The sequence below is a fragment of the Streptococcus sp. sy010 genome, from assembly GCF_007859175.1.
Lineage (GTDB): Bacteria > Bacillota > Bacilli > Lactobacillales > Streptococcaceae > Streptococcus.
The window spans coordinates 110,205-134,422 of the sequence record NZ_VOHO01000001.1; the positions used below are offsets into that span (position 1 = coordinate 110,205).

The 24,218-nt window shown below is 37.6% G+C and carries 21 protein-coding genes and 1 riboswitch; of the genes, 18 read left to right on the forward strand and 3 right to left on the reverse strand.

The features are described 5' to 3' along the window. Positions 1-14 precede the first annotated feature (14 nt). The 3 genes from FRX51_RS00650 to gorA all read left to right on the forward strand — a co-directional run bounded on the left by FRX51_RS00650 (position 15) and on the right by gorA (position 3,038). Positions 15-1,178: a class I SAM-dependent rRNA methyltransferase gene (locus FRX51_RS00650; RefSeq protein WP_146495519.1), complete on the forward strand. Its 1,164-nt coding sequence runs from the start codon at positions 15-17 to the stop codon at positions 1,176-1,178. A gap of 17 nt (positions 1,179-1,195) precedes the next feature. Continuing rightward, the gene (locus FRX51_RS00655; protein ID WP_146459979.1) at positions 1,196-1,537 is read left to right on the forward strand and encodes a YlbF/YmcA family competence regulator; all 342 of its coding nucleotides are present in this window, start codon (positions 1,196-1,198) and stop codon (positions 1,535-1,537) included. A 148-nt stretch (positions 1,538-1,685) separates the two neighbouring features. Next, positions 1,686-3,038, forward strand: a complete 1,353-nt coding sequence (gorA, locus tag FRX51_RS00660) for a glutathione-disulfide reductase (protein ID WP_146494950.1) — start codon at positions 1,686-1,688, stop codon at positions 3,036-3,038. A gap of 34 nt (positions 3,039-3,072) precedes the next feature. Here the strand turns inward: gorA and FRX51_RS00665 are convergent, their stop codons facing one another. Then, a complete protein-coding gene (locus FRX51_RS00665; RefSeq protein ID WP_146494952.1) occupies positions 3,073-3,486 on the reverse strand; it encodes a DUF6556 family protein in 414 nt (137 codons plus the stop codon). Between the two features lie 116 nt (positions 3,487-3,602). Between FRX51_RS00665 and FRX51_RS00670 the strand changes: the two genes are divergently transcribed. From FRX51_RS00670 to FRX51_RS00700, 7 genes are all read left to right on the forward strand, one after another. Next, complete coding sequence (locus FRX51_RS00670; RefSeq protein ID WP_261379771.1) at positions 3,603-4,748, forward strand: glycoside hydrolase family 3 protein; 1,146 nt, start codon at positions 3,603-3,605, stop codon at positions 4,746-4,748. Between the two features lie 59 nt (positions 4,749-4,807). After that, positions 4,808-5,950 (forward strand): cysteine desulfurase family protein, encoded by a 1,143-nt coding sequence (locus tag FRX51_RS00675; protein ID WP_146494954.1) that lies wholly within the window; start codon positions 4,808-4,810, stop codon positions 5,948-5,950. Then, complete coding sequence (gene thiI / locus FRX51_RS00680) at positions 5,950-7,164, forward strand: tRNA uracil 4-sulfurtransferase ThiI (RefSeq protein WP_146494956.1); 1,215 nt, start codon at positions 5,950-5,952, stop codon at positions 7,162-7,164. Before FRX51_RS00675 ends, thiI begins: the two co-directional genes overlap by 1 nt. An 88-nt stretch (positions 7,165-7,252) precedes the next feature. Continuing rightward, complete coding sequence (locus FRX51_RS00685; RefSeq protein ID WP_146494958.1) at positions 7,253-7,807, forward strand: GNAT family N-acetyltransferase; 555 nt, start codon at positions 7,253-7,255, stop codon at positions 7,805-7,807. After that, on the forward strand, positions 7,800-9,062 hold the full coding sequence (locus tag FRX51_RS00690; protein WP_146494960.1) for a DRTGG domain-containing protein: 1,263 nt from the start codon (positions 7,800-7,802) through the stop codon (positions 9,060-9,062). The genes FRX51_RS00685 and FRX51_RS00690 overlap by 8 nt, the downstream gene beginning before the upstream one ends. Positions 9,063-9,077: 15 nt before the next feature. Continuing rightward, complete coding sequence (locus FRX51_RS00695; RefSeq protein WP_146494962.1) at positions 9,078-9,938, forward strand: methionyl aminopeptidase; 861 nt, start codon at positions 9,078-9,080, stop codon at positions 9,936-9,938. A gap of 7 nt (positions 9,939-9,945) precedes the next feature. After that, on the forward strand, positions 9,946-10,857 hold the full coding sequence (locus FRX51_RS00700; protein WP_146494964.1) for a YihY/virulence factor BrkB family protein: 912 nt from the start codon (positions 9,946-9,948) through the stop codon (positions 10,855-10,857). 32 nt (positions 10,858-10,889) lie between these two features. Here the strand turns inward: FRX51_RS00700 and FRX51_RS00705 are convergent, their stop codons facing one another. Continuing rightward, the gene (locus tag FRX51_RS00705) at positions 10,890-11,333 is read right to left on the reverse strand and encodes a GtrA family protein (RefSeq protein WP_146459997.1); all 444 of its coding nucleotides are present in this window, start codon (positions 11,331-11,333) and stop codon (positions 10,890-10,892) included. 28 nt (positions 11,334-11,361) lie between these two features. Continuing rightward, a riboswitch (PreQ1 riboswitch) is annotated at positions 11,362-11,460 on the forward strand. Between FRX51_RS00705 and FRX51_RS00710 the strand changes: the two genes are divergently transcribed. From FRX51_RS00710 to addA, 4 genes are all read left to right on the forward strand, one after another. Beyond that, positions 11,458-11,970 carry a QueT transporter family protein gene (locus tag FRX51_RS00710; protein ID WP_146494966.1) on the forward strand — a complete coding sequence of 171 codons (513 nt, stop codon included), beginning with the start codon at positions 11,458-11,460 and terminating at the stop codon, positions 11,968-11,970. (Overlaps the previous riboswitch by 3 nt.) Before the next feature lie 6 nt (positions 11,971-11,976). Beyond that, complete coding sequence (locus FRX51_RS00715) at positions 11,977-12,342, forward strand: OsmC family protein (RefSeq protein WP_146494968.1); 366 nt, start codon at positions 11,977-11,979, stop codon at positions 12,340-12,342. 70 nt (positions 12,343-12,412) lie between these two features. Continuing rightward, positions 12,413-15,586 carry an ATP-dependent nuclease subunit B gene (gene rexB, locus FRX51_RS00720; protein WP_146494970.1) on the forward strand — a complete coding sequence of 1,058 codons (3,174 nt, stop codon included), beginning with the start codon at positions 12,413-12,415 and terminating at the stop codon, positions 15,584-15,586. Beyond that, positions 15,576-19,163: a helicase-exonuclease AddAB subunit AddA gene (gene addA / locus FRX51_RS00725; RefSeq protein ID WP_146494972.1), complete on the forward strand. Its 3,588-nt coding sequence runs from the start codon at positions 15,576-15,578 to the stop codon at positions 19,161-19,163. Before rexB ends, addA begins: the two co-directional genes overlap by 11 nt. A gap of 28 nt (positions 19,164-19,191) precedes the next feature. On the opposite strand, the gene FRX51_RS00730 is transcribed toward addA, so the two are convergent. Next, positions 19,192-19,500, reverse strand: a complete 309-nt coding sequence (locus tag FRX51_RS00730) for a hypothetical protein (protein ID WP_146494974.1) — start codon at positions 19,498-19,500, stop codon at positions 19,192-19,194. Positions 19,501-19,679: 179 nt separating this feature from the next. Between FRX51_RS00730 and FRX51_RS00735 the strand changes: the two genes are divergently transcribed. The 4 genes from FRX51_RS00735 to FRX51_RS00750 all read left to right on the forward strand — a co-directional run bounded on the left by FRX51_RS00735 (position 19,680) and on the right by FRX51_RS00750 (position 23,717). Beyond that, positions 19,680-20,669, forward strand: a complete 990-nt coding sequence (locus FRX51_RS00735; protein ID WP_146460008.1) for a rhodanese-related sulfurtransferase — start codon at positions 19,680-19,682, stop codon at positions 20,667-20,669. A gap of 109 nt (positions 20,670-20,778) precedes the next feature. Beyond that, complete coding sequence (locus tag FRX51_RS00740; protein WP_146494976.1) at positions 20,779-21,861, forward strand: DNA cytosine methyltransferase; 1,083 nt, start codon at positions 20,779-20,781, stop codon at positions 21,859-21,861. Beyond that, positions 21,851-22,564: a site-specific DNA-methyltransferase gene (locus tag FRX51_RS00745; RefSeq protein WP_146494978.1), complete on the forward strand. Its 714-nt coding sequence runs from the start codon at positions 21,851-21,853 to the stop codon at positions 22,562-22,564. The genes FRX51_RS00740 and FRX51_RS00745 overlap by 11 nt, the downstream gene beginning before the upstream one ends. Beyond that, positions 22,539-23,717, forward strand: a complete 1,179-nt coding sequence (locus tag FRX51_RS00750) for an HNH endonuclease (protein WP_146494979.1) — start codon at positions 22,539-22,541, stop codon at positions 23,715-23,717. Before FRX51_RS00745 ends, FRX51_RS00750 begins: the two co-directional genes overlap by 26 nt. Positions 23,718-24,218: the final 501 nt, after the last annotated feature.

A 24,218-nucleotide genomic window follows, 5' to 3' on the forward strand; every position in this document is an offset into this window, starting at 1 on the left:
TGTATAATAACAATATGAAAACGTTACAGGTAAGTAAACAGGCCGCTCAAAAACTGAAACAAGGCAAGCAACTCTTGTTGGAGCAAGATTTCCTTGGTTTTTCTGCTGATGAAGGATTAGTCAGTCTTTGTGATTCAGCAAACCAATTCTTAGGAACGGCTTATCTAGCCAAGCAAAACAAGGGAGTGGGTTGGTTCTTATCAAAACAGGTGGTTAATCTGGATAAGGCTTATTTTTTGGAATTGTTTGAACAGGCAAAACTCAAACGCCAATCTTACCTTGCGTCAGAGTTAACAACAGCCTATCGCCTTTTTAATCAAGATGGGGATGGATTTGGTGGTCTAACCATTGATTGTTATGGCGACTATGCTTTGTTTTCATGGTATAATGATTTTGTCTATACCTTGGCTCCAGTAGTTGTTGAGGCTTTTAGAGCAGTTTTTCCTAACTTACTAGGTGGTTATGAAAAAATTCGATTTCAAGGTTTGAACTATGAGTCTGCCCACCTGTATGGACAGGAAGCACCTGATGTTTTTCATGTGTTAGAAAATGGTGTTCGTTATCAAGTTTTTCTGAACGATGGCTTGATGACAGGAATCTTTTTGGATCAGCATGAGGTCAGAGGCAGTCTGGTAGATGGGTTAGCAGCAGGCAAAACCTTATTGAACATGTTTTCCTATACAGCAGCTTTTTCAGTAGCTGCAGCTATGGGCGGTGCTAGTTCCACAACGTCAGTTGATTTGGCCAAGCGTTCTCGTGATTTATCCATTGCTCATTTTGTTGCCAATCACTTGGACACTAAACATCATCAGTTTGTTGTTATGGATGTCTTTGATTATTTTCGCTATGCCAAGCGAAAAGGTTTGACTTTTGATGTGATTGTGCTTGATCCACCGAGTTTTGCTCGTAACAAAAAAAGAACCTTTTCAGTCGCCAAAGATTACTATCGCTTGATTGCCGATTCTTTGCCCTTACTAAACAAAGGTGGCTTGATTATTGCATCAACGAATGCCAGTAATGTGTCAGTTGAGCAATTTAGAAAACAATTAGATAAGGGATTAGTAGGTGTAAACCATCAGTATCTGGCTCTCCAGCAACTACCGGCTGATTTTAGGGTCAATTCAGCTGATTCCTCTAGTAATTATCTTAAAGTATTTACAATACAAGTTAATCAATAAAAAATAAAGGAGACGATATGTCAGTTAATGTTTATGATTTAGCCAATGAGTTGGAACGTGGTATCCGTAGCTTGCCAGAATATCAAGATGTCGCTAAAGCTAAGGAAGAAATTGCCAAAGATAGTCAAGCAAAAGCTCTTTGGGATGAGTTTACTCAAGTGCAAGATCGTGTGCAAGGTTTATTACAGTCTGGTCAAATGCCATCGCAAGAAGATCAAGAAACCATGCAGGCTCTTGGACAAAAAATTGAAGGAAATGCTACTTTGAAAGTTTATTTTGATGCCCAACAACGTCTATCTGTTTACATGACTGATATTGAGCGTATCATTTTTAAACCACTTCATGATCTTGTGAAATAAAAAAACAGGGAGGAGTTATCCTTCCTGATTTTTAGTGTTCTAAAGAGAGCATTTGAGTAGGCTTGTCCTAACTTTTTAGTCATAGTAGATTTTTGAGATTTTATAGTCTTTATGATAAGGTAAAATAAAAAGAAATAAGGAGAAAGAAATGGAAACAGCTTATGATTATATCGTCATTGGTGCTGGCAGTGGTGGTATCGCTTCAGCTAATCGTGCAGCCATGTACGGAGCTAAGGTGCTTTTGATTGAAGCTAATGATTTGGGAGGAACGTGTGTAAACCGTGGCTGTGTCCCTAAAAAAGTCATGTGGTATGGGGCACAGGTGGCAGATGTATTATACCGTTATGCGTCTTCTTATGGTTTTAGTGGGGAAAATATTGATTTTGATTTTAAGCAGTTGAAAGCCAATCGTCAAGCCTATATTGATCGGATTCATCAGTCTTATGAAAATGGTCTGAATCACAATGGTGTGACTTATCTGCAAGGTTATGCCAAATTTGTAGATGCTAAACGTGTACAGGTTGGTGAAAAAATTTATACGGCGCCCCATATCTTGATTGCAACAGGCGGTCATGCTCTGCTGCCTGATATTCCAGGTGCTGAGTATGGGATGACTTCCGATGGATTTTTTGAATTGGATCAATTACCAAAACGTGTGGCAGTTGTGGGGGCTGGTTATATTGGCGTTGAAGTGGCTGGTGTCCTTCATGCCTTGGGCAGTAAAACTCATCTTTTTGTCAGACAAGATCGACCCTTACGTTCATTTGATAAGGATATTGTTGCTCAATTAGTTGATTTAATGGTTGAAGATGGGCCTACTCTGCATACTTTTGCTGAATCAAAGCAGGTTGATAAAGCAAGTGATGGTAGTTTGACGCTTCATTTGGCTGATGGACGTAAAGAAACGGTGGATGCGGTTATTTGGGCAATTGGTCGTGGTCCTAATACAGCCAATCTTGGTTTGGATAAAACAGGTCTTGTCCTTGATGAGAAAGGCTATATTCAGGTTGATGCTTATGAAAATACAGCAGTCGCAGGTCTTTATGCCCTAGGAGATGTGACCGGTAAATTGGAATTGACCCCAGTTGCCGTTGCGGCAGGTCGCCGTCTGTCTGAGCGTTTGTTCAACCATAAACCAGATGAAAAAATGGACTATGACAATGTGCCAACGGTTATTTTCAGCCACCCAGCTATTGGTTCGGTTGGCTTATCAGAAGAAGCAGCCATTGAAAAATATGGAAAAGACGACATCAAGGTTTACCGTTCTCGCTTTACGTCTATGTACACGGCTGTAACGGATCATCGTCAAGCTTGCTTGATGAAATTGATTTGTCAAGGTCCTAATGAACGGGTGATTGGTCTGCATGGAATTGGCTACGGAGTTGATGAGATGATTCAAGGCTTTGCTGTTGCGATTAAAATGGGAGCTACCAAAGCTGATTTTGATCAGACCGTTGCGATTCACCCAACTGGTTCTGAAGAATTTGTCACTATGAGATAAGAAAAAAGACTTGCCAATAAAAATGGTAAGTCTTTTATTGCTCTGGGGTGTCTGCTTGACTAAGACTAGGTTCTGTCTGACTAGCTGCTGGCAGTGTTTCAACTGCTGATGTAGGTACGGTTTCAGAAATATCACTTGATACTGAGGTATTTTCTAGATTTTCAGTTGATGTGGTTGCTTGATTGTTATTTGGGATAACTTGACTATTGTAGTCAGTATTGTCTGGATTAGATTGGATAACAGTAGTTGTGGTCTGTTCGGTTTCAGGTTTTGTTTTATTGGCGTTTAGGGCATTATTGATGGTAATTGAAGCAACGATGATACTCAAGACACTACCGATTAAAGCTAGCGTTTTTTGTAAGGCAGTAAAGCCAGTCTTGATATGCTTGGTAGGCTCTATGGTTTTAGCATGACGTTGTTTTTCTTTTCGTGAATACTGTGTAGTCATAATTAGCTCCTTTTCTTACTGTTATTATATGATTTTCTGATGAAAAATGCCATTAAAAGCCTAAGTTATCGGTTGTTTTTCTGGGTTGTCACACAGTTTTTTGATATAATGAAATGATGAAAAAAATAATTGATATTAGGATAGGTTTGGCACTTGTGTTTACCTTTTTACTGCTGGTTTATGCGGCAGTATTGCCCAGTGCTAGTCCTCAAAAATCAGCCAATCAAGATGTCACTCAGCAATCTCAAAAGGAAAAAGAAATCGAGCATTTGCTCAAAAAGATGAGCCTAGAAGAAAAGGTTGGTCAGCTCTTTTTTGCTCGAGTGCCTGTCTATAATGCCCTGGAAGACTTGGAAACTTATGGTTTGGGTGGTTATATGCTTTTTGCTCGTGATTATGAGGGGTTGGACTTGGACGGAGTCAAGGCTCTGACCAATCGTTTTCAAGAGGCAAGTAAGATTCCCTTATTGGTGGGGTCTGATGAGGAAGGGGGGGCAGTGACTAGGATTTCTGCTATTTTGGATACTCCCTTTCAATCTCCAATGAGCCTTTATCAACAAGGTGGTCTACCAATGGTTTTAGAAGATAGTCAAGAAAAGGCTAACTTGTTGAAGTCAGTTGGGATTATGACAGGCTTTTATCCTGTGGCAGATATTGCACAATATAGTGATTCCTTTATCTATTATCGTACCTTGGGGGCTGATTTGTCGAAAACAAGGACTTATATCAGGCAACTAGTTGAGCAAATGAAAAAGGATAAGTTTGGTTCAATGCTGAAACATTTTCCAGGTTATGGGGACAATGGTGATAGCCATACCAGTATGATTTGGGACAATCGCAGTCTGGCAGAGCTTAAATCCTATGATTTGACAGTGTTTGCTGCTGGTATCAAGGCAGGGGCAGACAGTGTTTTGGTAACCCATAATATCTTAACTCAGATTGATGAGGTACCAGCTTCCATTTCACCAAAAATCAATCAACTACTAAGGAGAGATTTAGGCTTTGATGGGGTTGTAATTACCGATGATTTTGATATGGCAGGCCTGGCTGATTTTATCAGTCAAGAAGAAGCAGCCTATCAAGCTCTTTTGGCAGGTAATGACATGATCATGAGTTCGGCTTATCAAAGTCAGATTCCCTATGTTTTGGAAAAAATTGAACAGGGAGAATTGACAGAAAAACGAATTGATGACTCGGTCAAGCGAGTGCTGGCTTGGAAATATGATTTGGGATTATTGACTAAGTCATCCAAGATAAACTAAGTTGAGCCTCAGTCTATCTTGTGGTAGAATGGTAGGTATTGAAATTAAAAAGGTGAATTATGATTTATTTTGATAATGCAGCAACAACAAGCCCAGATCCAGAGGTGCTGACAACCTATCATGAAGTTGCGTCAAAGTTAATAGGCAATCCGTCTAGCCTACATCGTTTGGGAGAAGAAGCAACAAGATTACTAGAAGCTAGCCGTCAGCAGGTGGCTAGTCTTTTAGGCAAATCAAGTGAGGAAATCATCTTCACTTCTGGTGGTACAGAGAGTGATAACTGGGCGATTAAGGGCTTGGCTTTTGAAAAGGCAAGATACGGCAAGCACATCTTGGTATCAGACATTGAACATCCTGCTGTTAAGGAGTCAGCTAAGTGGCTGATAGGACAGGGCTTTGAAGTTGATTTTATTCCTGTTAATCGAACAGGTTTTGTGAAGGTAGAAGCCCTTGAGCAAATGCTCCGACCAGATACAATTCTCGTGTCCGTCATGGCTGTTAATAATGAAATTGGTAGTATTCAGCCGATTCAAGCGATTAGTGAGCTACTAGCTGATCGACCGACTATCGCTTTTCATGTCGATGCGGTTCAGGCCTTGGGAAAATTACCAGTGACTAGTTTTTTGACAGAACGTGTAGATTTTGCGTCATTTTCTAGCCATAAGTTCCACGGGGTCAGAGGTGTAGGCTTTTTATATCAGAAAAAAGGTAAAAAATTAACCCCGCTATTGACTGGTGGCGGTCAAGAAAACAATCAACGTTCAACCACTGAAAATGTGGCAGGTATTGCTGCGACAGCCAAGGCCTTGCGTCTAGCCATGAACCGTTTGACAGACTTTGAAAAGGTTGTTGGTTTACGAAATCACCTGTTAGAACGCCTAGCAGCATTTGAAGATGTTCAGATTTTTTCAGGTATCAAAGATTTTGCCTCGCATATCTTGACCTTTGGCTTGAAAGGACTGCGTGGAGAAGTCTTGGTTCATGCTTTTGAAGAACGAGAAATTTATGTTTCTACAACCAGTGCTTGTTCCTCAAAAGCGGGTAAACCAGCAGGAACACTGATTGCTATGGGGATTCCACAATCAGAAGCAGAAACTGCTATTCGTATCAGCCTTGATTATGATACGACAACAGAAGAAGTTGAGCAGTTTTTGACAGCTTTTAGCGATATTTATCAGCAGACAAGAAAGGTAAGAAACTAATGCAATACGCTGAAATTATGGTACGTTATGGTGAATTATCCACCAAGGGTAAAAACCGTATGCGCTTTATTAACCAATTAAGACGTAATATCCAACATGTCCTAAGTTGTTATCCTGATATTAGCATTAGGGCAACACGAGATCGGACCCACATCTATCTTAATGGAACAGATTATCAACTGGTGGCTCAAGATTTAACCAAAATTTTTGGTATTCAAGCTTTCTCTCCGGTTTATAAGGTTGAAAAAGACCTTGTTGTTTTGAAAAAAACTGTGCAAACTATTATGCAGGACCTGTATCATGAGGGATTAACCTTCAAGATTTCAACCAAGCGAAGTGATCACAGTTTTGAATTAGATAGTCGTGATCTTAATCAACTTTTAGGAGCTGCAGTTTTTGAAGTTTTGCCAAAAATTCAAGCTCAGATGAAGACTCCTGATGTCAATCTTAAAGTTGAAATTCGTGACGATGCAGCTTATCTTTCTCACGAAGAAATTAAAGGGGCAGGGGGACTTCCTGTGGGGACGTCTGGTCGTGGCATGCTGATGTTATCAGGTGGCATCGATTCACCGGTAGCGGGCTATTTAGCTCTTAAACGTGGTGTAGCAATTGAAGCGGTACATTTTGCTAGCCCTCCTTATACTAGTCCAGGAGCCTTGAAAAAATCTCAAGATTTGACACGTCAATTAACTAAATTTGGTGGTAATATTCAGTTTATCGAGGTACCGTTTACCGAAATTCAAGAAGAAATTAAGGAAAAAACACCAGAAGCCTATCTGATGACCTTGACTCGTCGCTTTATGATGCGAATTACTGATGCTATTCGTGAAGCACGTCAAGGCATGGTTATTATCAATGGTGAAAGTCTTGGTCAGGTTGCTAGTCAAACCTTGGAAAGCATGCAAGCCATCAATGCGGTAACCAACACCCCAGTCATTCGTCCAGTGGTCACCATGGATAAATTGGAAATTATTGAGTTGGCTCAAGCCATTGATACGTTTGAGATTTCGATTCAACCCTTTGAAGATTGTTGTACGATTTTTGCTCCAGATCGTCCTAAAACCAATCCCAAACTGAAAAATGTCGAGCAGTATGAGGCACGTTTAGACGTAGAAGGCTTGGTTGCTCGAGCTGTGGCAGGAATTAAGGTGACGGAAATCACACCTCAAATTGAGCAAGATCAAGTGACAGATTTGATTGATCAATTGTTATAAGATGAAAACTAGACAAGTTCTAGTTTTTTTTTGCTTAAAATGTTGTGAAAAAAGACACAAAATTCTCTTTTTTTGTTATAATGAAAACATGGATATCTGGACATCTTTGGCTAAATTTTCTTTGATTGAAACACAACGATTGATTTTACGACCCTTTACCTTTGCAGATTCACAGGCTTTTTTCGCTATTAGTGGTCAAAAAGAGCCTTTGCCGTTTATTTTTCCTGCTCCCCTAACACAAAAAGAGAGTGATTACCTTTTGGTGCATGATTTTTTGAGACATCCTTTGGGGATTTGGGCGATTGAAGACAAACAAAACAATCAGTTACTTGGTTCAATCCGCTTAGAAAAAATCAATCCAGAAGAAAAACGAGCAGAAGTGGGCTATTTTATTGATAGAAAGGTTTGGGGGCAAGGTTATGCAACCGAAGCCTTAAAAACCTTGGTTTTTCTTGCCTTTCAAGAATTTTTGCTGACAGAATTGATCATCATCACCCATGCTGAAAATGTGGCCAGTCAACATGTGGCTCAAAAGGCAGGTTTTCGCTATCTGAAACAATTCAAGGGGAGTGATCGTTACAACCGCCAAATCAAGTCCTATAAGCTCTTTATCATGACAAAGGGAGATTACTATTATGAGTAAGCATCAAGAGATTTTAGATTATTTGACGCAGCTAGAAGTAGGCAAACGCATTAGTGTCAGAGGGATTGCCAATCGTTTACAAGTGAGTGAGGGCACAGCTTACCGTGCCATTAAGGAGGCTGAAAATCGTGGTTTGGTAGAGACCCATCATCGTAGTGGCACCGTGAGAATTGATCGTCAAGCCAAGTTTTTCCCTAGTCAATTACGGTTTGCAGATGTGGTGGCGATTACAGGAGCGGAAGTGGTTGCTGGTCAGGCAGGTTTATCAGGACGTTTTAATCAGTTTTTAATTGGTGCCATGACAACTGAGGGGTTAAATAAATATTTGAAACCTGGTAATTTAGTCATTGTTGGTGATCGTGAGGACATTCAAAGTTTGGTCTTAGAGAGTGGCAATGCCCTTTTAGTAACGGGGGGCTATTCTATTTCCGAAAAAATGAAAGCGCTATCCAATTCTTTGGGTTTACCCCTTTTGGTTAGTTCACATGATACATTTACCCTAGCTAGTTTGATTAACCAAGCCTTTATTAAGCAAAATCTTCTCATGAAAACTTGCCATGTCGCTGATATTTATCAAAGTAAGAAAACTTACGGCTATTTACATGAAACAGACCGCATCACTGATTATTTTCAGTTGCAAAAGACGACTAAACGTGTGCGATTTCCAGTGGTTAACCAAGAGGGAAATTTGGTTGGGGTGGTGAGCTTGCGTGATGTGATGGCCTCCCCTCAAGAAGCGTTCTTAAAAACAGTAATGACGAAATACCCTGTTTGTGTAGAACTGGAAGATAGTTTAGCTAGTATTGGGCAGTTAATGGTGGCAGAAGACTTCGCTTTTTTACCTGTCGTTGATGATAAGGGGTTGTTGTTAGGCTTGGTTACTAGAAAACAAGTGATGGATAGTTTAGACTGGACTGGCTCAGTGCCCTTCGTTTCCTCTCATTCTGTTGTTGACTTTCCATGGTTGCAAGAAAAAGATGGTTTTTCCCTTTTTGACTCAGTAAGAGAGTGGTCGAAAGCTACTTTACTGCTTGCGGTTAATGACTTAGCTGAGAAAATTATGGAAGATGCCGGAAAAAAACATATCATTATTGAGCAAATGATGATATACTGGTTAGAAGAGATGAAACAAGGCAGCAAACTTTTCATTCAGCCTCATCTTAGTATGGCAACAAGGCAAGATATCATTGAATTGTCTATCTTTATTGATGAGACATTAGTTGCCAAAGCCATGATAACCAGTAAAGTAACTTAGAGGAGTTTATTTTAGATGATTACCATTAAATCAGCTCGTGAAATTGAAGCTATGGAACGTGCCAGCAAGGTTTTGACAGGCATTCATATCGCCTTGCGTCAGCTCATCAAACCAGGCTTGGATATGTGGGCTATTGAAGAATTTGTTCGTAAACGTTGTAAGGAAGAAAATGTTCTACCTTTGCAAATTGGAGTAGAAGGAAGTCTGATGGACTACCCTTATGCCACTTGTTGTGGTCTAAACGATGAAGTGGCACATGCCTTTCCACGTCACTATATCTTAAAAGAGGGAGATTTGCTCAAGGTGGACATGGTCTTGAGTGAGCCTTTGGACAAGAGCGTTTTAGATGTTTCTAAACTTGATTTTGATAATGTTGCCTTGATGAAACAACATACCCAGTCTTATACAGGTGGCTTGGCAGATTCTTGTTGGGCTTATGCAGTAGGTCAAGTCTCTGAACAGGTAAAAGACTTGATGGAAGTGACGCGTGAATGCCTGTATCGAGGGATTGAACAAGCACAGGTTGGTAACCGTTTGGGAGATATTGGTGCAGCCATTCAAGACTATGCTGAAAGTCGTGGCTATGGTGTTGTCCGCGATTTGGTTGGTCATGGCGTTGGCCCAACCATGCATGAAGATCCCTTAGTTCCCCATTATGGTGTAGCAGGTCGTGGTTTACGTTTGCGTGAAGGCATGGTTTTAACCATTGAACCTATGATTAACACAGGGACTTGGGAAATTGATACAGATTTGAAAACGGGTTGGGCTCATAAGACCTTAGATGGTGGCTTATCTTGTCAATATGAACATCAATTTGTCATTACTAAAGATGGTCCAAAAATTTTAACCAGTCAGGGTCAAGAAAAAACCTACTAGACTATCGATGAAAACAGTATTGAATAAAATTAAAGGCTACCTTTCTTGGCAGCCTTTACAGGTTTTTATAGCCAATTATCAAAGTGCCGAAATGGAGCTGTCTAGTGTGGCAGTTGCCTATTATCTTATGCTGACCGTCTTTCCACTGTTGATTATCGTAGCCAACATTTTTTCCTACCTACCAATCAATCTAACTGATTTATTGGTCTTGATGGAGGAAAATCTTCCAGAGCAAATTTATCAAATGACCAAGGGTTTGGTTGTGGATATATTTTCCAAACCTGCAGGTAGTATTTTAGGTTTGGCGAGTTTGACAGGTTTTTGGACCATGACGAAAAGTCTGAGTTCTCTCCAAAAAGCAGTCAATAAGGTTTATGAAGCAGCAGATAATCGAGATTTTTTCATCAGCCATTTGATTGGTATTTTAACCAGTTTATTGATTCTCTTTCTTTTGACTTTCGCCTTGATGTTAACGACATTTTCAGAAGCCATTTTACAAGTCATCAATCGTCATTATCCTTTGGGAGATTTAGCTGATTTAGCCTTAACCTTGACCAAGCCATTGCTTGCCATCTTGGTTTGGCTGGGAATCGCCTCTTTGTATTTTATTCTTCCCAATGTCAAGATTAAAAAATTACGCTATATTTTACCAGGAACTTTTTTGACTAGCTTTGTTCTACTTTTTTTAAATAACATGATTGGTTTTTATGTGAGTAAGCAGTTGGACAGGTTGAGTGATTTTAAGGTTTTTGGTTCTGTTGTTGCACTTGTGATCATGGTTTGGTTTATGGTTTTAGCCCGTGTGTTGATTTTAGGAGCTGTTCTTAATGCCACCACACAAAAACTTTCTCAAGGCAAACTCGAGGCTCGTCGAGGAGACGTGAAAGCTCTCATCCAATCTCGGCAGGACGAAAATTAAAGTTTGCTTCATTAAGAAAAATCTCCACTGGTTTAGTGGAGATTTTCTGTTTGTTTTTTATTTTTGAAGATAAAGAATTTACTCAAGAAGTAATTCAAAACAATAATAAAGACTTGAGAAAATAGTGTTTCAATTCGGTTAACCCAAAGAATGCTATCGTTGACAAATTGCCCAATAATCTGTGGAAAAGCAGTCACAAAGAACCAAGCCAAGAATAAATCAAGGATTAAGGTGGCTAGGCGAGCCCCAAGGAATTTACCAAAGCGATTAAGACGACCTTGATGTGCTTGATTAAAAACAAAAAGGTCATTGGTGACAAAAGCAAAAAGCACTGCCGTGATATTGGCCACAATGGCTGATAAAATTGGTTCTTGGGTTAGGTAAAAAATGATTTCTCGTGTTAGCATGTAAACCACAGTAGCAAGAACACCAAAAATCAAATATTTAATAGCTTCAGTTTGTAGTAATTTTTTCATATTTCTACTCTACCATATTTTGTTAAATTATGCTATAATGAGCGAGTTGCAAGGCAACCCTTGGTGCTTCTTATCCTTTCACCAAGCATATTAAACGTGGATTTTACCACTAAAGGAGATACTAATGACACAACGACTTACTACACGTGACTATGTTGATGTTGCATTGATTGCAGCTCTTTACATCGTCTTGACAATTCTTCCACCTTTTAATGCGATTAGTTATGGCCCGTATCAATTTCGGGTTGCTGAAATGTTTAACTTTCTAGCTTTCTATCATCGCAAATACCTTTATGCCGTGACACTTGGCTGCATGATTGCTAACTTTTACAGTTATGGTCTGATTGACGTCTTGGTTGGTGGTTTATCAACACTGATTTTTGTTCATTTAGGTGTTAAGCTATTCCATCACTATCTCAACGAGCGTGTCTTTAATGGTCTATTTAATAAAGCGTTTTTCTATTTTTCAATCTTTTTTGCGCTATCTATGGTGACAGTCGCAGCCGAATTAACCATTCTCGCTAAGGTGCCTTTCTTATTGACTTGGCTAACAACAGCTTTGGGAGAATTTGCTTCACTCTTAGTTGGCTCTATTATCATTGAACGTTTAGCCCAACGACTTCATTTGGGAAAGTAGGATGAGATGTATCAAACTAAAATAATAGGACAAGATCTTTACCGAGTTCGTTCAGAAGGTTACGGAACATCTGTTAAGTTGTTTGGTCAAACCAAGGATGGTGAAACGCCGATGAGCTTGTTAAATATAGCCCTAGCAGGTTGTATTACCATGTGTGTTCAGGGCTACTTTTATCGCTATCACAAGGAAAAACAGGTTCCTGTTACGGTGGATAGTCGCTATGAGGCAGATTTTTTTCAGGTCAGAGTCAATTTGCCAGTGGCTTTAGAGGCTAGCGAGCAAGATAAGTTGTCAGCCTATATTGACAAACATTGTCGAGTGAAAAAACTTTTGCGAGAAGACTTGACCATAGTTATTGATTTTAAGGTATAAGCTAAGGGTGAGAAGTCCAACTTCTTGCTCTTTTTGTTATAATAAGGGAAATAAATTAACGAGGTTGTTCATGAAGTTACTTTATACGGATATTTGGCAGGAATTGACACCACTCTTAGTAGAAGAAGCCAAGACATTTGCAAAGGCTGGCAAGCGTGTTTTTTATATTGCACCGAATTCTCTGTCATTTGAAAAAGAAGGTCAAGTGCTAAGGCTCTTACCTGAACGAGCATCTTTTGCGATAACAGTGACCCGTTTTGCCCAAATGGCTCGCTATTTAACACTTAATAACATCAAGCAAGAAGAGACGATTGATGATCAGGGTTTGACCATGATTTTTTATAAGCTTTTGCAGGATTTTTCTGATAGTGACTTGCAGGTCTATCATCGAGTGAGAACAGATCAAGCCTTTATTCAGCAACTGGTGGAACTTTATCAAGAAGTCAAGACCTCTCATTTAGATTGGCTTGATTTAGAGCAGTTGGCAGAAAAAGAGAAAGCGACTGATTTGGTTAAGATTTTTCAAGCTGTCGATGACTTTTTAGTAGAACATCATCTGAGTCAACAATCTTCGCTGGCCTTTCTTAGTCAAGAGATTTTAGCTGGGCGAGTTGATCTGAGTCAATTTGTGATCATCATTGATGGGTTTACGCGTTTTTCAGCAGAAGAAGCTGACTTAGTTAGACTCTTAGACGCTAACAGTCATGAGGTTATTGTTGGTGTTTATGCCAGTCAAAAAGCCTATCAAGCTCAGTACATTGATGGTCATATTTATCAAGCTAGTGTGACGTTTTTACGAGGCCTAGCCAGCCAGTATCAAACTAGACCAATTTATTTGACTTCTTCAGTTCAATCACAATCTGGTCAGCTTGTGACACAAGCCTTAGAAATGAAGACGAGTTTCACTGTCGGTTCTTTGCCTAAACTATCAGCTAATCCAGATAAGTTACAAATTTGGCAAGCGGCTCAATCAAAAGATGAGATTGAAGCCGTGGCCAAGTCGATTCGTCAACTGGTCCAATCTGATCAAGGTTGGCGCTATCGAGACATCACGATTTTAGTTGGTGATTTAACCAGTTACCAATTGGAGATAGAAAAAATTTTTCATCAGTTTGATATTCCCTACTATGTTGCAGCCAGTCAGTCTATGGTTGATCATCCTTTGGTTAATTTTATCGAAGCCCTGGAGCGACTGAAAACCTATCATTATCGAGCAGAAGACTTGCTTAATCTTTTGAAATCAGGTCTTTATGGCCAGTTTGATTTAGCGGATTTAGATCAATTTGAAGTCTATCTCAATTATGCTGATGTTAAAGGTTACCGTCAATTTAAGCAAGATTTCACAGCTAAGGGACAAGTTGGCTACGACTTAGATTTTTTGAATGATTTGCGAACAAGAATCATCACTCCTTTAGCCAACTTCTTAAATAGCCGACCACAAAAAGCGACTAGTCTATTGATTAAGTTTAATGACTTTTTGAATCAGGTTGATGTCATGGACAATATGCAAAGGCTAAGTCAGGGCATGAGTCAAGAAGAATTAGAACAACAAGAACAGGTTTGGCAGACTTTTGGTCGCTTATTAGAGCAAGTCCATACAATCTTTGGGTCTAGTAAACTGACGGTGTCTGATTTTCTGTCCATTTTATCAAGTGGTATGCAGGCTAGTCATTATCGTACCCTCCCTGCTACAGTAGATGTGGTCAAAGTCCAATCTTACGACTTAGTTACCCCACATCACAATCACTTCATTTTTGCTTTAGGCATGACTCAAAGTGTTTTTCCTTTGATTAAGCAAAATAAAAGTCTTTTATCAGATGAGGAACGGCTACTATTAAATCAGCAGCAAGAAGATCAGATCGGACTGGATGTGGTTAGTCATGAAAATGGTCCACGAAATCATTATCTGGCGCTTTCGTTACTTAATAGTGCTAGACAACAGTTAGTTTGTAGTTTTAGCCAATCCGCTGCTTCTAGTGATGACTTATCGTCTTATCTGAAGTTTTTAGAAGAATTAGGACTTGAAAAACAAAAACTTAGTGGCGAAAATGATTCGAGTGCTTACAAGGCGATGCTATCTCGTTTGTTGGCAGTCAATCATTTGGAGATTGAAACAGATGACCGTGAGACTTTTTGGCAACAGGCGATTCCTTTTTTACATCAAAAGTTAACAGAAAATGAGTTGAAAACAACTCTACTAGACTTGCCAGAAACAGTACCGGTAGCAGCAGAAGTCATGCAGAGATGGTTACCCAAAGACCAGTTACAGTTATCGGTTTCAGCCTTAAGAACCTTTTACGATAATCAGTATTTGTACTTCTTACGTTATTTATTAGGTTTACAAGAACCAGAAAGTATCTATCCAGACGCAAGGCAACACGGCTCTTATCTGCATAAGGTTTTAGAATACTTTATGGCTGATCAGTCGGATCAGTCTTTTGATCAGCGTTTCAGCCAGGCGCTTGCTCAGACCAGACAGGATCGCTTTTTAGCACCATTTTATCAACAATCTGCTCAAGGTCAGTTTTCTAGAAGTATTTTAGAAACTATTGCAGTCAGTGTTGCTAATTTCTTAGAAGAAAATAAGGCTATTCACGTCTTAAAACAGGAAGTTCCGTTTCACTTTAATCAGGGTCAGCAATTACAAGTTAGGGGAATCATTGACCGTCTTGACAGCTTATTTGATGGCAGTCAAGGAATTGTTGATTACAAGTCTAGTGCGAAGACTTTTGATTTATTGGATTTTTATAATGGTTTAGATACTCAATTAGTGACCTATTTGCAAGCTTTGAAACAGACAGGTCAAGACCCTTTTGGAGCCATGTATCTTCATTTGACAGAACCACACTTAAAATTAAAAAACATCAAGAAGAAAGAAGAGTTGATTGTTAAAGCCTATAAAAACTTGGCTTATAAGGGACTGTTTTTAGAAGATAAAAAAGAATTTCTGGACAATGGTTATTATCAATTAGACCTATATAGCTCCAAAGATATCGATCGATTATTGGCTTATAATCAAAATCTGTATCAAGCAGCAGAGCAGCAAATTCGAACGGGTCATTTTAAGATTAACCCTTATACAGAGGATGGTCTTAGTGTGGCTGGTCGTCAACTGAAAAATATTACACGTTTTTCATCTGATCAACACATGAGTTATGCTCGTCCCTTGTTGACGGTTAAGGAACGTGGAGAAAAACGTAAATCTTATTTATTAGGATTGATGGAGGGAAAAGATGAAGATTAAACCATTTTTGACTACTGAAGAAATTGTTAGTCTTCAACAGATTGAAGCAAGCTCAGATAAGTTACAAAAGCGAACCCCAGAGCAGATTGAGGCGATTTATAGTCACGGTAAAAATATTTTGGTATCGGCTTCGGCTGGTTCTGGTAAGACTTTTGTCATGATTGAGCGAATTTTTGACATTATCAGTCGAGGTTATCGGATTGATCAGCTATTCATTTCTACCTTCACCGTTAAGGCCGCAGGTGAGCTTAAGGAACGCTTGGAGAAAAAGTTGAGTCAAGCTTTGACTGAAACAGAAGATGTAGAAACGCGTCAGCACCTATCGACACAAATTCAGCAACTCGCCCTAGCTGATATTGGGACTATGGATGCCTTTACCAATAAATTGGTCAGTCGATATGCCTACCTTTTAGGTCTGTCGCCACGTTTTAGGATTTTACAAGAACAAAGTGATCGCAGATTGTTGCAAGATGAGGTCTTTAGTGAGTTATTTCCTTCTTATCTAGAAGGAAAATCGAGTCGAGATTTTGTGCGTTTGGTTAGTAATTTTTCAGGGAATCGTAAGGATAGTAAGGCTTTTCAAGAGGTCGTTTATGCCATTTATGAGTTTAGTCAAAGTATGCCCAATCCAAAAGATTGGATAAAAGACATCCTTTTAAGTGGTCATAGCAAGTTTTTAAATTTGGATCATTTACCAGAATCCTGGGTGGAACAACTACTTGCCACTTTGGAGCAAACAGCTGATGCTGTGGAAAACTTAACGCAACTGCCAGACTATCCACAACTGACTAAAGCCAATAAACCAACAGCGAAATATAAAAATCACCTACAACAAATTCAAACTCTTAGAGAAACCCGTGAACAGTTGTTGAATGGTGATAAATCATCCTTTAGTCAACTTCTTGCTCATTTAACCCAAGTACTGCCAACTGGCGAAGAAGTAACCGTCAATAAAGTTGCCTATCCCATCTATACAGCTATACAATTTCATCTGGCTCGTTTTCGTCACTTAGAGACGATTTTGAATTATCAAGGACAAGCAAGCCCACTTTTAGCCATCTTACGAGATTTTGTTGACGATTTTTCACAACAATTCTTACAATTAAAAATTCAAGAAAATGCCCTAGAATTTAGTGATATTTCTCATTTTGCTATTGAACTTTTAGAAAATCATGAACAGTTACGTCAGCAATTTCAAGATGGTTATGTTGAAGTCATGGTGGACGAATACCAGGATAACAATCACTTGCAAGAACGTTTGCTTGATTTATTGTCTAATGGTCGTAATCGCTTCATGGTGGGTGATATCAAGCAATCTATTTATCGTTTTCGTCAATCTGATCCGCAGATTTTCAAGGCTCAGTTTGATCGTTACCAGAAACAATCTGATCAAGGTCAGTTGATTCTTCTAAAAGAAAATTTTCGTAGCCAATCCAGTGTTTTAGACACAACTAATGCCTTCTTTCGTCGCTTGATGGATGAGAGTATTGGTGATGTTCGTTATGACCAAAGTCATCAGTTATTGGTGGGAAGTCCTGCCCAAGAGGTGACTGATAAACAGTTTCAGACCCAATTTTATCTTTATGACCTTGATCAAAAAGACGAACAGTCAGAAGTGGGCGAGCTTGATTTGATTGCTAGAGAAATTATTAAACTCTATCATCAAGGGGTTGCTTTTAGTAACATTTGCTTATTAGTTCCTTCAAGAACAGCCAACGATCAATTACTCAAAACCCTAGGCCAGTATGGAATTCCTGTAGTTGTGGATGAGCAGGCTAAAAATTACCTCCAATCCATTGAAGTCATGGTCATGCTGGATACCTTAAGAACGATCAATAATCCTCTTAATGATTATCCCTTGGTTGCTCTCTTACGCTCTCCTATGTTTGCTTTTAATGAAGATGATTTGGCTAGAATCGCTCTGCAATCCAAGGAAAACATCCCCTTTTATAAAAAATTACAGTTAGCCATTGCCCATGAGGGAGAAGCGCCGGATTTGATTGATGTGGATTTAGAACAACGCTTGAAAAAATTCCATGATTGTCTTGACAAATGGCGTCAGGCTGCCAAGGTTAAGAGCTTGTACCATCTCATTTGGCAGATTTATGAAGAAAAATTTTATTATGATTATGTTGGTGCTTTACCAAAAGGTCAGCAAGCACAAGCTAATCTCTACGCCTTAGCCAGTCGTGCCCATCTATTTGAACAAACAGGCTTTAAAGGGCTAACTCGCTTTATTCAAATGATTGATAAGGTTCTAGCTAATCAGCATGATTTGGCTAATGTGGAGTTGCCTGTTAATCAAAATGCCGTCAATCTCATGACCATTCATAAAAGTAAGGGATTAGAGTTTGATTATGTTTTTGTACTTAATCTAGCTAAAGCATTTAACAAACATTCTTCAAGACAAGCTTTTACCTTGAGTCGTGATTTAGGTTTGGGAATACAATACGTGGCAGATATGAAGGCAGAGTTTGATACCAACTTGGCTAGTTTACCGGTTAGCTTAGATACCCTCGCTTATCAAGTCATCAAAGAACAAAATGATTTAGCGGATTTATCAGAACGCTTGCGGCTGCTCTATGTAGCAATGACGAGAGCCAAGAAAAAACTGTACTTGATTGGTCAAGCCAGTCAAGAAAAATTTACCAGTCGAGAAGCCTCACCAAAGACAGCAGAAGGCTACTTGGCAGTCAATGTTCGTCAAAGTGCATCTAGCTTTCAAGATTTGTTGCTAGCAACCTTAGCCACATTTCCTCAAAAAGATTTTGCTCTGAATTTAGATTTTGTTGGTCCGGGTGACTTAACCCCAGACAAGATTGGTCAACTAGATGATTGCCCACTTGCTATTGACGAAATTCTAAACGAGAATTCCCAGGCTCAATTCGCTCAAGCACTTAGAGATTTAGAAGCAGCCTTAACTTATAATAAGAAATTTGAAGCAGCTATTGCCTTGCCTAGTGTTCGCACACCTAGTCAACTTAAATCTCTTTATCAGCCAGTGACAGAGTTAGAGGGGGTTGCCATACTAGATAAGGAAGATGTTCGTCTTGACTTCTCACTTCCAGATTTTAAATCATCCAAACCTCTGTCACCAGTAGCTTTGGGAAGTGCTACTCACCAACTTATGCAACTCTTACCTTTGTCTGAACAAGTTGATTTATCTCAACTTAAGACCACTTTAGCTCAGCTTGATGTTGATAAAAATGTGAAACGCCACATTGATTTAGGCAAGCTAGCAGCTTTTTTCCAAACGGATTTAGGCTTGTTATTACAGAAACATCATCACCTTGTTCAACGTGAAGCACCTTTTTCCATGTTACATCAAGATGAAGCTAGTGGAGAAGATTATATTATTCGTGGGATTTTGGATGGTTATCTTGTACTAGATGATCGGATTATTCTCTTTGATTATAAAACCGATCGTTTTAGTGATAAACAGGTTTTGGTCAATCGCTACCGTAACCAAATGACTCTCTATGCCAAAGCCTTATCACAATCTTACCAGATTGAAACTGTTGAAAAATATCTCATTTTATTAGGTGGCAAGCAATTAGAAGTGGTTAAAGTACCATAAAAAAAAGACTGAATGTTATTCAGTCTTTTTATAGTAAAAAATGCTCAATCTTAAAGTTCAAGTCAGGGTAGCTGGCAATCAATTCTTGGCTAGTTTCTTGATAGAGCTTGCGAATGTCAGCAATCTTATCTGGAAATTCATGTCCGATATAATGGGATTGACATTCCAAGGTTAGAAACAATTCATGAAAAAGTTGATTCATGCTTAGGAGCTTTTGATGAAGTTGATCATTGTCAGCTAAAAAATCAGGCACTTTGTATTTAGACATCAATAGTGAATCAACAACAGGCTTTTTGACAGGATAGGTTCCATATTCCAAGCTAAATTCGTAGGTCATGAGATCTCCTTTGGATTTGTTTGCCCCTATTTTATCATAAAATCAAAAAAACGAACAGATTTGCCACCTTTTGAATTAGTGATAAAAAAGTTTGGCAAGGCTTTGCAATTTTGACCAAAAGATAGTAAAATAAAAGTGGTTGATCTATCAATCTATTGCAAAGATTAAAGGAGATAAGCATGGCTGAAAAAATTAGAGTACTGCTCTATTATAAGTATGTGCCAATTGAAAATGCGCAAGAATATGCAGCAGAACATTTGGCATTTTGTAAGTCAATCGGACTAAAAGGTCGTATTTTGATTGCCGATGAGGGAATCAATGGTACCGTTTCTGGTGACTATGAAACGACTCAAAAGTATATGGACTGGGTACATAGCGATGAACGTTTCGCTGACTTGTGGTTCAAGATTGATGAAGAAAATGAACAGGCTTTCCGTAAGATGTTTGTTCGCTATAAAAAAGAAATCGTTCATCTTGGTTTAGAAGATAATGATTTTGATAGCGACATCAATCCATTGGAAACAACAGGTGAATACCTATCACCAAAACAATTTAAGGAAGCCCTTCTTGACGAAAATACAGTTGTTTTGGATACGCGTAATGACTATGAGTATGATTTAGGTCATTTCCGTGGTGCGATTCGCCCAGACATTCGCAATTTCCGTGAATTACCACAATGGGTTCGTGATAACAAAGAAAAATTCATGGACAAGCGTGTTGTCGTTTACTGTACAGGTGGCGTCCGTTGTGAGAAATTCTCAGGTTGGATGGTTCGTGAAGGTTATAAAGATGTTGGTCAATTACATGGTGGTATTGCCACTTATGGTAAAGATCCAGAAGTGCGTGGTGAGCTATGGGAAGGTAAGATGTACGTCTTTGATGACCGTATTGCCGTTGATGTTAACCACGTTGATCCAACAGTGATTGGTAAAGACTGGTATGACGGTTCATCGTGTGACCGTTACGTTAATTGTGCAAACCCGTTCTGCAATCGCCAAATCTTCTCAACAGAAGAAAATGAACATAAATATGTTCGTGGTTGTTCTGCAGAATGCCGTGCTCATGAGAGAAACCGCTATGTTGTTGAGCACGGATTGACCCATGAAGAATGGGCAGCTCGTTTAGCGGAAATCGGTGAAACTTTGGAGTTTCATAGTTTGTCGAATTAAAAATAAGAACTAGCTAAAATTTAGCTAGTTCTTATTTTGAAAAATAGTGGAGAGAGTAAGTTTTTATATTTTATGATATAATGAAGATTATATTATTTAGGAGAACAGTATGCAATTTAATATACTAGATTTATTTTCAGGAGCAGGAGGTTTTTCTAAAGGATTTGATCAAATAAAAAATTTTAAAACAGTAGTTGCTACTGATTTTAATAAGGAAGCCTTGGAAACATTTGCATATAATTTTCCAGATACAGATCTTATTTATGGTGATATAACAAATAAAGATATAAAAAAACAGATATTAAAAATTGCTAGAAGTAGACAAGTTAATATGATTATCGGTGGACCACCGTGTCAAGGTTTTAGTAATAAAGGAAAACAATTGGGATTAGAGGATCCCAGAAATTTTCTTTTTTTAGAATATCTTGAAATTGTGAAAGAAATCCAACCAGAGATTTTTGTAATTGAAAATGTTAAAACAATGTTGACAGCTGTAAATGGTTATTTCTTAGAACAAATTAAAAAGAAAATTACTTCACTTGGCTATTTTATAGATTATGGTGTGATGGTTGCTAGTGATTATGGCGTACCTCAGAAAAGAGAACGAGCTATTATTATTGCTAGTAAGTATAAAAACATTTACTTACCCATACCTGAGATGAAATATAATCATATTGTAACAGTACGAGATGCTATTTCAGATTTGAATTATTTGAATTCTGGAGAAGGACAAAAAGAAATGTCATATATTAATGAACCGGAATCTAATTATCAACGATTAATGAGAAAAAAATCAAAGAAATTGTATAATCATGTAGCAACGAATCATTCATTACAAGCTTTGGAAAAATTAAAAATGATTCCATCTGAAAAAGGTAAAGAATATCTTCCAAAAGAATTATGGGGAAAACAAAAATTTAAAACTACTTGGGGACGATTGGTATGGGATGAGCAAAGTCCGACAATTGATACACGTTTTGATACTCCCTCTAATGGTAAAAATTCTCATCCTGTTTTACATCGTGCAATTACTCCAAGGGAAGCTGCAAGAATACAAAGTTTTCCGGATGATTTTGTATTTTTGGGAAATAAAACTCAAATTACTAAACAAATTGGCAATGCAGTACCTCCCTTAATGGCAACTGCTATTGCTAAAAGTATAAGGGAGCAGATGTTAGCTGATGAATTATAAATTATACAATAGTGATGCCTATACCATTATAGATAAACTTTTAAAAAAAGATTTACAAGTTGACCATATAATTACTGATCCACCTTATAACATATCTAAGAAAAATAATTTTAAATCAATGAAGTCTGCTAATCGTCAAGGTGTGGATTTTGGTGAATGGGATAAAAATTTTGATTTATATAGCTGGATTGCTAATTATGGAAAACTTATTAGAAAAGGTGGAAGTTTTATAATTTTTACTTCTTACAGATATATTAGTTATATTGTTGATGAACTAGAGAAATCTGGTTTCATTGTCAAAGATATTTTAAAATGGATTAAAACCAATCCAATGCCTAGAAATGTAAATAGACGCTATGTTCAAGATACAGAATTTGCTATATGGGCAGTTAAACCTGGTGAGAAATGGATATTTAATAAGAAAAAAGAAGTATCTTATTTACGTGCAGAATTTAAAACGTCTGTAGTTGCTGGACGAGAAAGAACAAAACATCCAACTCAAAAAAGTTTATCATTGATGGAAAATATTATAACTATTCATACTAACAAAGTAGATATTATTCTTGATCCATTTATGGGTTCTGGAACAACAGGAGTTGCGGCTATTAAACATAGTAGACGTTTTATTGGTGTTGAGATAGATAAAATTTATTATAAATTGGCAAAGGAAAGATTAAATGAACAAAATAATATTGACGAGTGAATTATCTGAATTAGATTTAAAAGCGTTATTACTTATTTTTTTTAATGTTAATCATAAAAAAGATAAATTTGTAGTCGAGGGCTCTTTTAAAGTGTCGAAATATTCAAAATTATCCGCCGATAAAGGTGAGTTGTTTAATGAATTAGCATATAATTTATCTAGCTACTATAAACTCCCATTTTATACAACTAGAAGTTCATATCAGTGTATTATTGACAATGATTTGAAATTATCGTTTGATGACTTTATTAAGAAACTTCGAGCTCTTATTATGGTCAATCTTTCTAAAATTGATGATTTAGAAGTGATAGATAAAGAGATGGCATTAGCAATAATCATTTTAAGGGGCTCTGTTGATTTTACACGTAATTTTATGGCTGTTGATATTAAACGTTGTAATGCGTCAGAAGTTTACTTAGATAGTTTGTTTAGAATTGTAACGAGTTCAGATGATTTGATAAAATACCTTAATTGGAATTTTCGAGAGTTACAAAAGCAATATGTTACTGGTGAGAGTCTACGAAATACTCAATTAAGAATTAATCTGCGTTGGGTATTTAATTATTTATTATCTGAGATAAAGCAACTGAGTTCGTACAGGTACGATTTGTTAGAGAGTAATCAAAATCAAATAGGAAACTTACCACAGAGTAATAAAAGTTATGAAACTTTTTTATCAAGATTAAGTTTATATAGGGAGAAAATTGCAGGGCAAAAATTGAATGAAACAGAGATCTTATCATTTAGAAATGAACTTTTTGCAGAAGATAATAAAATTCCACGTCGTAGCACACAAGTTAAATTAGTTATTAGTAATAGTACGGCTGATAAATGTTCGGCATGTTATAAATATTATCCTATTGATTGTAGAAGTTTTAAACAACCTAAAGATGGACGTTATTATTTTGAATATCATCATGTTATCTCATTTTCCAATGATAAAACAAAATTAGATATATCAGATAATGTAGTTAAATTATGTCCAACTTGTCATCGTGCAATGACTCCTAATCGAGCAGAATCTGCGTATCAAAAAGAATTAATCAAAAATATTTTATTTGATCGCTCAGATATTATGGCGTTTACAAAAACATATTTAAATACAAATACAGATAAAGAGACTATAAATAAAATTTATGAATTATTATCTTAAAGTATGACTATGAAACAAGTACAGGAAAGAACGTGAGTAAGTGCCTAGAGTTTTGGGAAATGAAAAAATTATATATTCTCTTAAACAAGGCAATATTATCTATCTGTATTTAGTGTTGATTGATTTACTAATAGAACTATTTCAGATCACTAAGAGTGGAACGATTATCACACTTTTTGGTGTAAAGATTATCAGTAAAATCACGCCGAATGAATTAAACACAACCTTTTTATTACACGATCGATTACTGATTTCTTATCTTGTGACGATGCTTGCCTTTCTACTAGGAGCTTATTTCGTCAATAAGAAGAAATTTAGCAGCCCATAAAACAAAGACATGAAACCATCCCTAGCAAACATAATAGAATAAAGTCCTGAAAGACAGCGAGACGAGAACTCGGTGTCTTTTATTTATTAAAATAATTCAATTTATTATTTTTGTTTAATTATTCTGAAAACAACTTGACAATCTAAATCTTTTGACATATAATAATGAAAACA

Bases quoted from the DNA above. Each gene is read 5' to 3' on its own strand.
- FRX51_RS00735 (WP_146460008.1), top strand. From the start codon at position 19,680: ATGGCTGAAAAAATTAGAGTACTGCTCTATTATAAGTATGTGCCAATT.
- FRX51_RS00740 (WP_146494976.1), top strand. From the start codon at position 20,779: ATGCAATTTAATATACTAGATTTATTTTCAGGAGCAGGAGGTTTTTCT.
- FRX51_RS00685 (WP_146494958.1), top strand. From the start codon at position 7,253: ATGGATATCTGGACATCTTTGGCTAAATTTTCTTTGATTGAAACACAA.
- FRX51_RS00650 (WP_146495519.1), top strand. From the start codon at position 15: ATGAAAACGTTACAGGTAAGTAAACAGGCCGCTCAAAAACTGAAACAA.
- thiI (WP_146494956.1), top strand. From the start codon at position 5,950: ATGCAATACGCTGAAATTATGGTACGTTATGGTGAATTATCCACCAAG.
- FRX51_RS00655 (WP_146459979.1), top strand. From the start codon at position 1,196: ATGTCAGTTAATGTTTATGATTTAGCCAATGAGTTGGAACGTGGTATC.
- gorA (WP_146494950.1), top strand. From the start codon at position 1,686: ATGGAAACAGCTTATGATTATATCGTCATTGGTGCTGGCAGTGGTGGT.
- FRX51_RS00675 (WP_146494954.1), top strand. From the start codon at position 4,808: ATGATTTATTTTGATAATGCAGCAACAACAAGCCCAGATCCAGAGGTG.
- FRX51_RS00690 (WP_146494960.1), top strand. From the start codon at position 7,800: ATGAGTAAGCATCAAGAGATTTTAGATTATTTGACGCAGCTAGAAGTA.
- FRX51_RS00710 (WP_146494966.1), top strand. From the start codon at position 11,458: ATGACACAACGACTTACTACACGTGACTATGTTGATGTTGCATTGATT.
- FRX51_RS00705 (WP_146459997.1), bottom strand. From the start codon at position 11,333: ATGAAAAAATTACTACAAACTGAAGCTATTAAATATTTGATTTTTGGT.
- FRX51_RS00730 (WP_146494974.1), bottom strand. From the start codon at position 19,500: ATGACCTACGAATTTAGCTTGGAATATGGAACCTATCCTGTCAAAAAG.
- rexB (WP_146494970.1), top strand. From the start codon at position 12,413: ATGAAGTTACTTTATACGGATATTTGGCAGGAATTGACACCACTCTTA.
- FRX51_RS00670 (WP_261379771.1), top strand. From the start codon at position 3,603: ATGAAAAAAATAATTGATATTAGGATAGGTTTGGCACTTGTGTTTACC.
- FRX51_RS00715 (WP_146494968.1), top strand. From the start codon at position 11,977: ATGTATCAAACTAAAATAATAGGACAAGATCTTTACCGAGTTCGTTCA.
- addA (WP_146494972.1), top strand. From the start codon at position 15,576: ATGAAGATTAAACCATTTTTGACTACTGAAGAAATTGTTAGTCTTCAA.
- FRX51_RS00750 (WP_146494979.1), top strand. From the start codon at position 22,539: ATGAACAAAATAATATTGACGAGTGAATTATCTGAATTAGATTTAAAA.
- FRX51_RS00665 (WP_146494952.1), bottom strand. From the start codon at position 3,486: ATGACTACACAGTATTCACGAAAAGAAAAACAACGTCATGCTAAAACC.
- FRX51_RS00745 (WP_146494978.1), top strand. From the start codon at position 21,851: ATGAATTATAAATTATACAATAGTGATGCCTATACCATTATAGATAAA.
- FRX51_RS00700 (WP_146494964.1), top strand. From the start codon at position 9,946: ATGAAAACAGTATTGAATAAAATTAAAGGCTACCTTTCTTGGCAGCCT.
- FRX51_RS00695 (WP_146494962.1), top strand. From the start codon at position 9,078: ATGATTACCATTAAATCAGCTCGTGAAATTGAAGCTATGGAACGTGCC.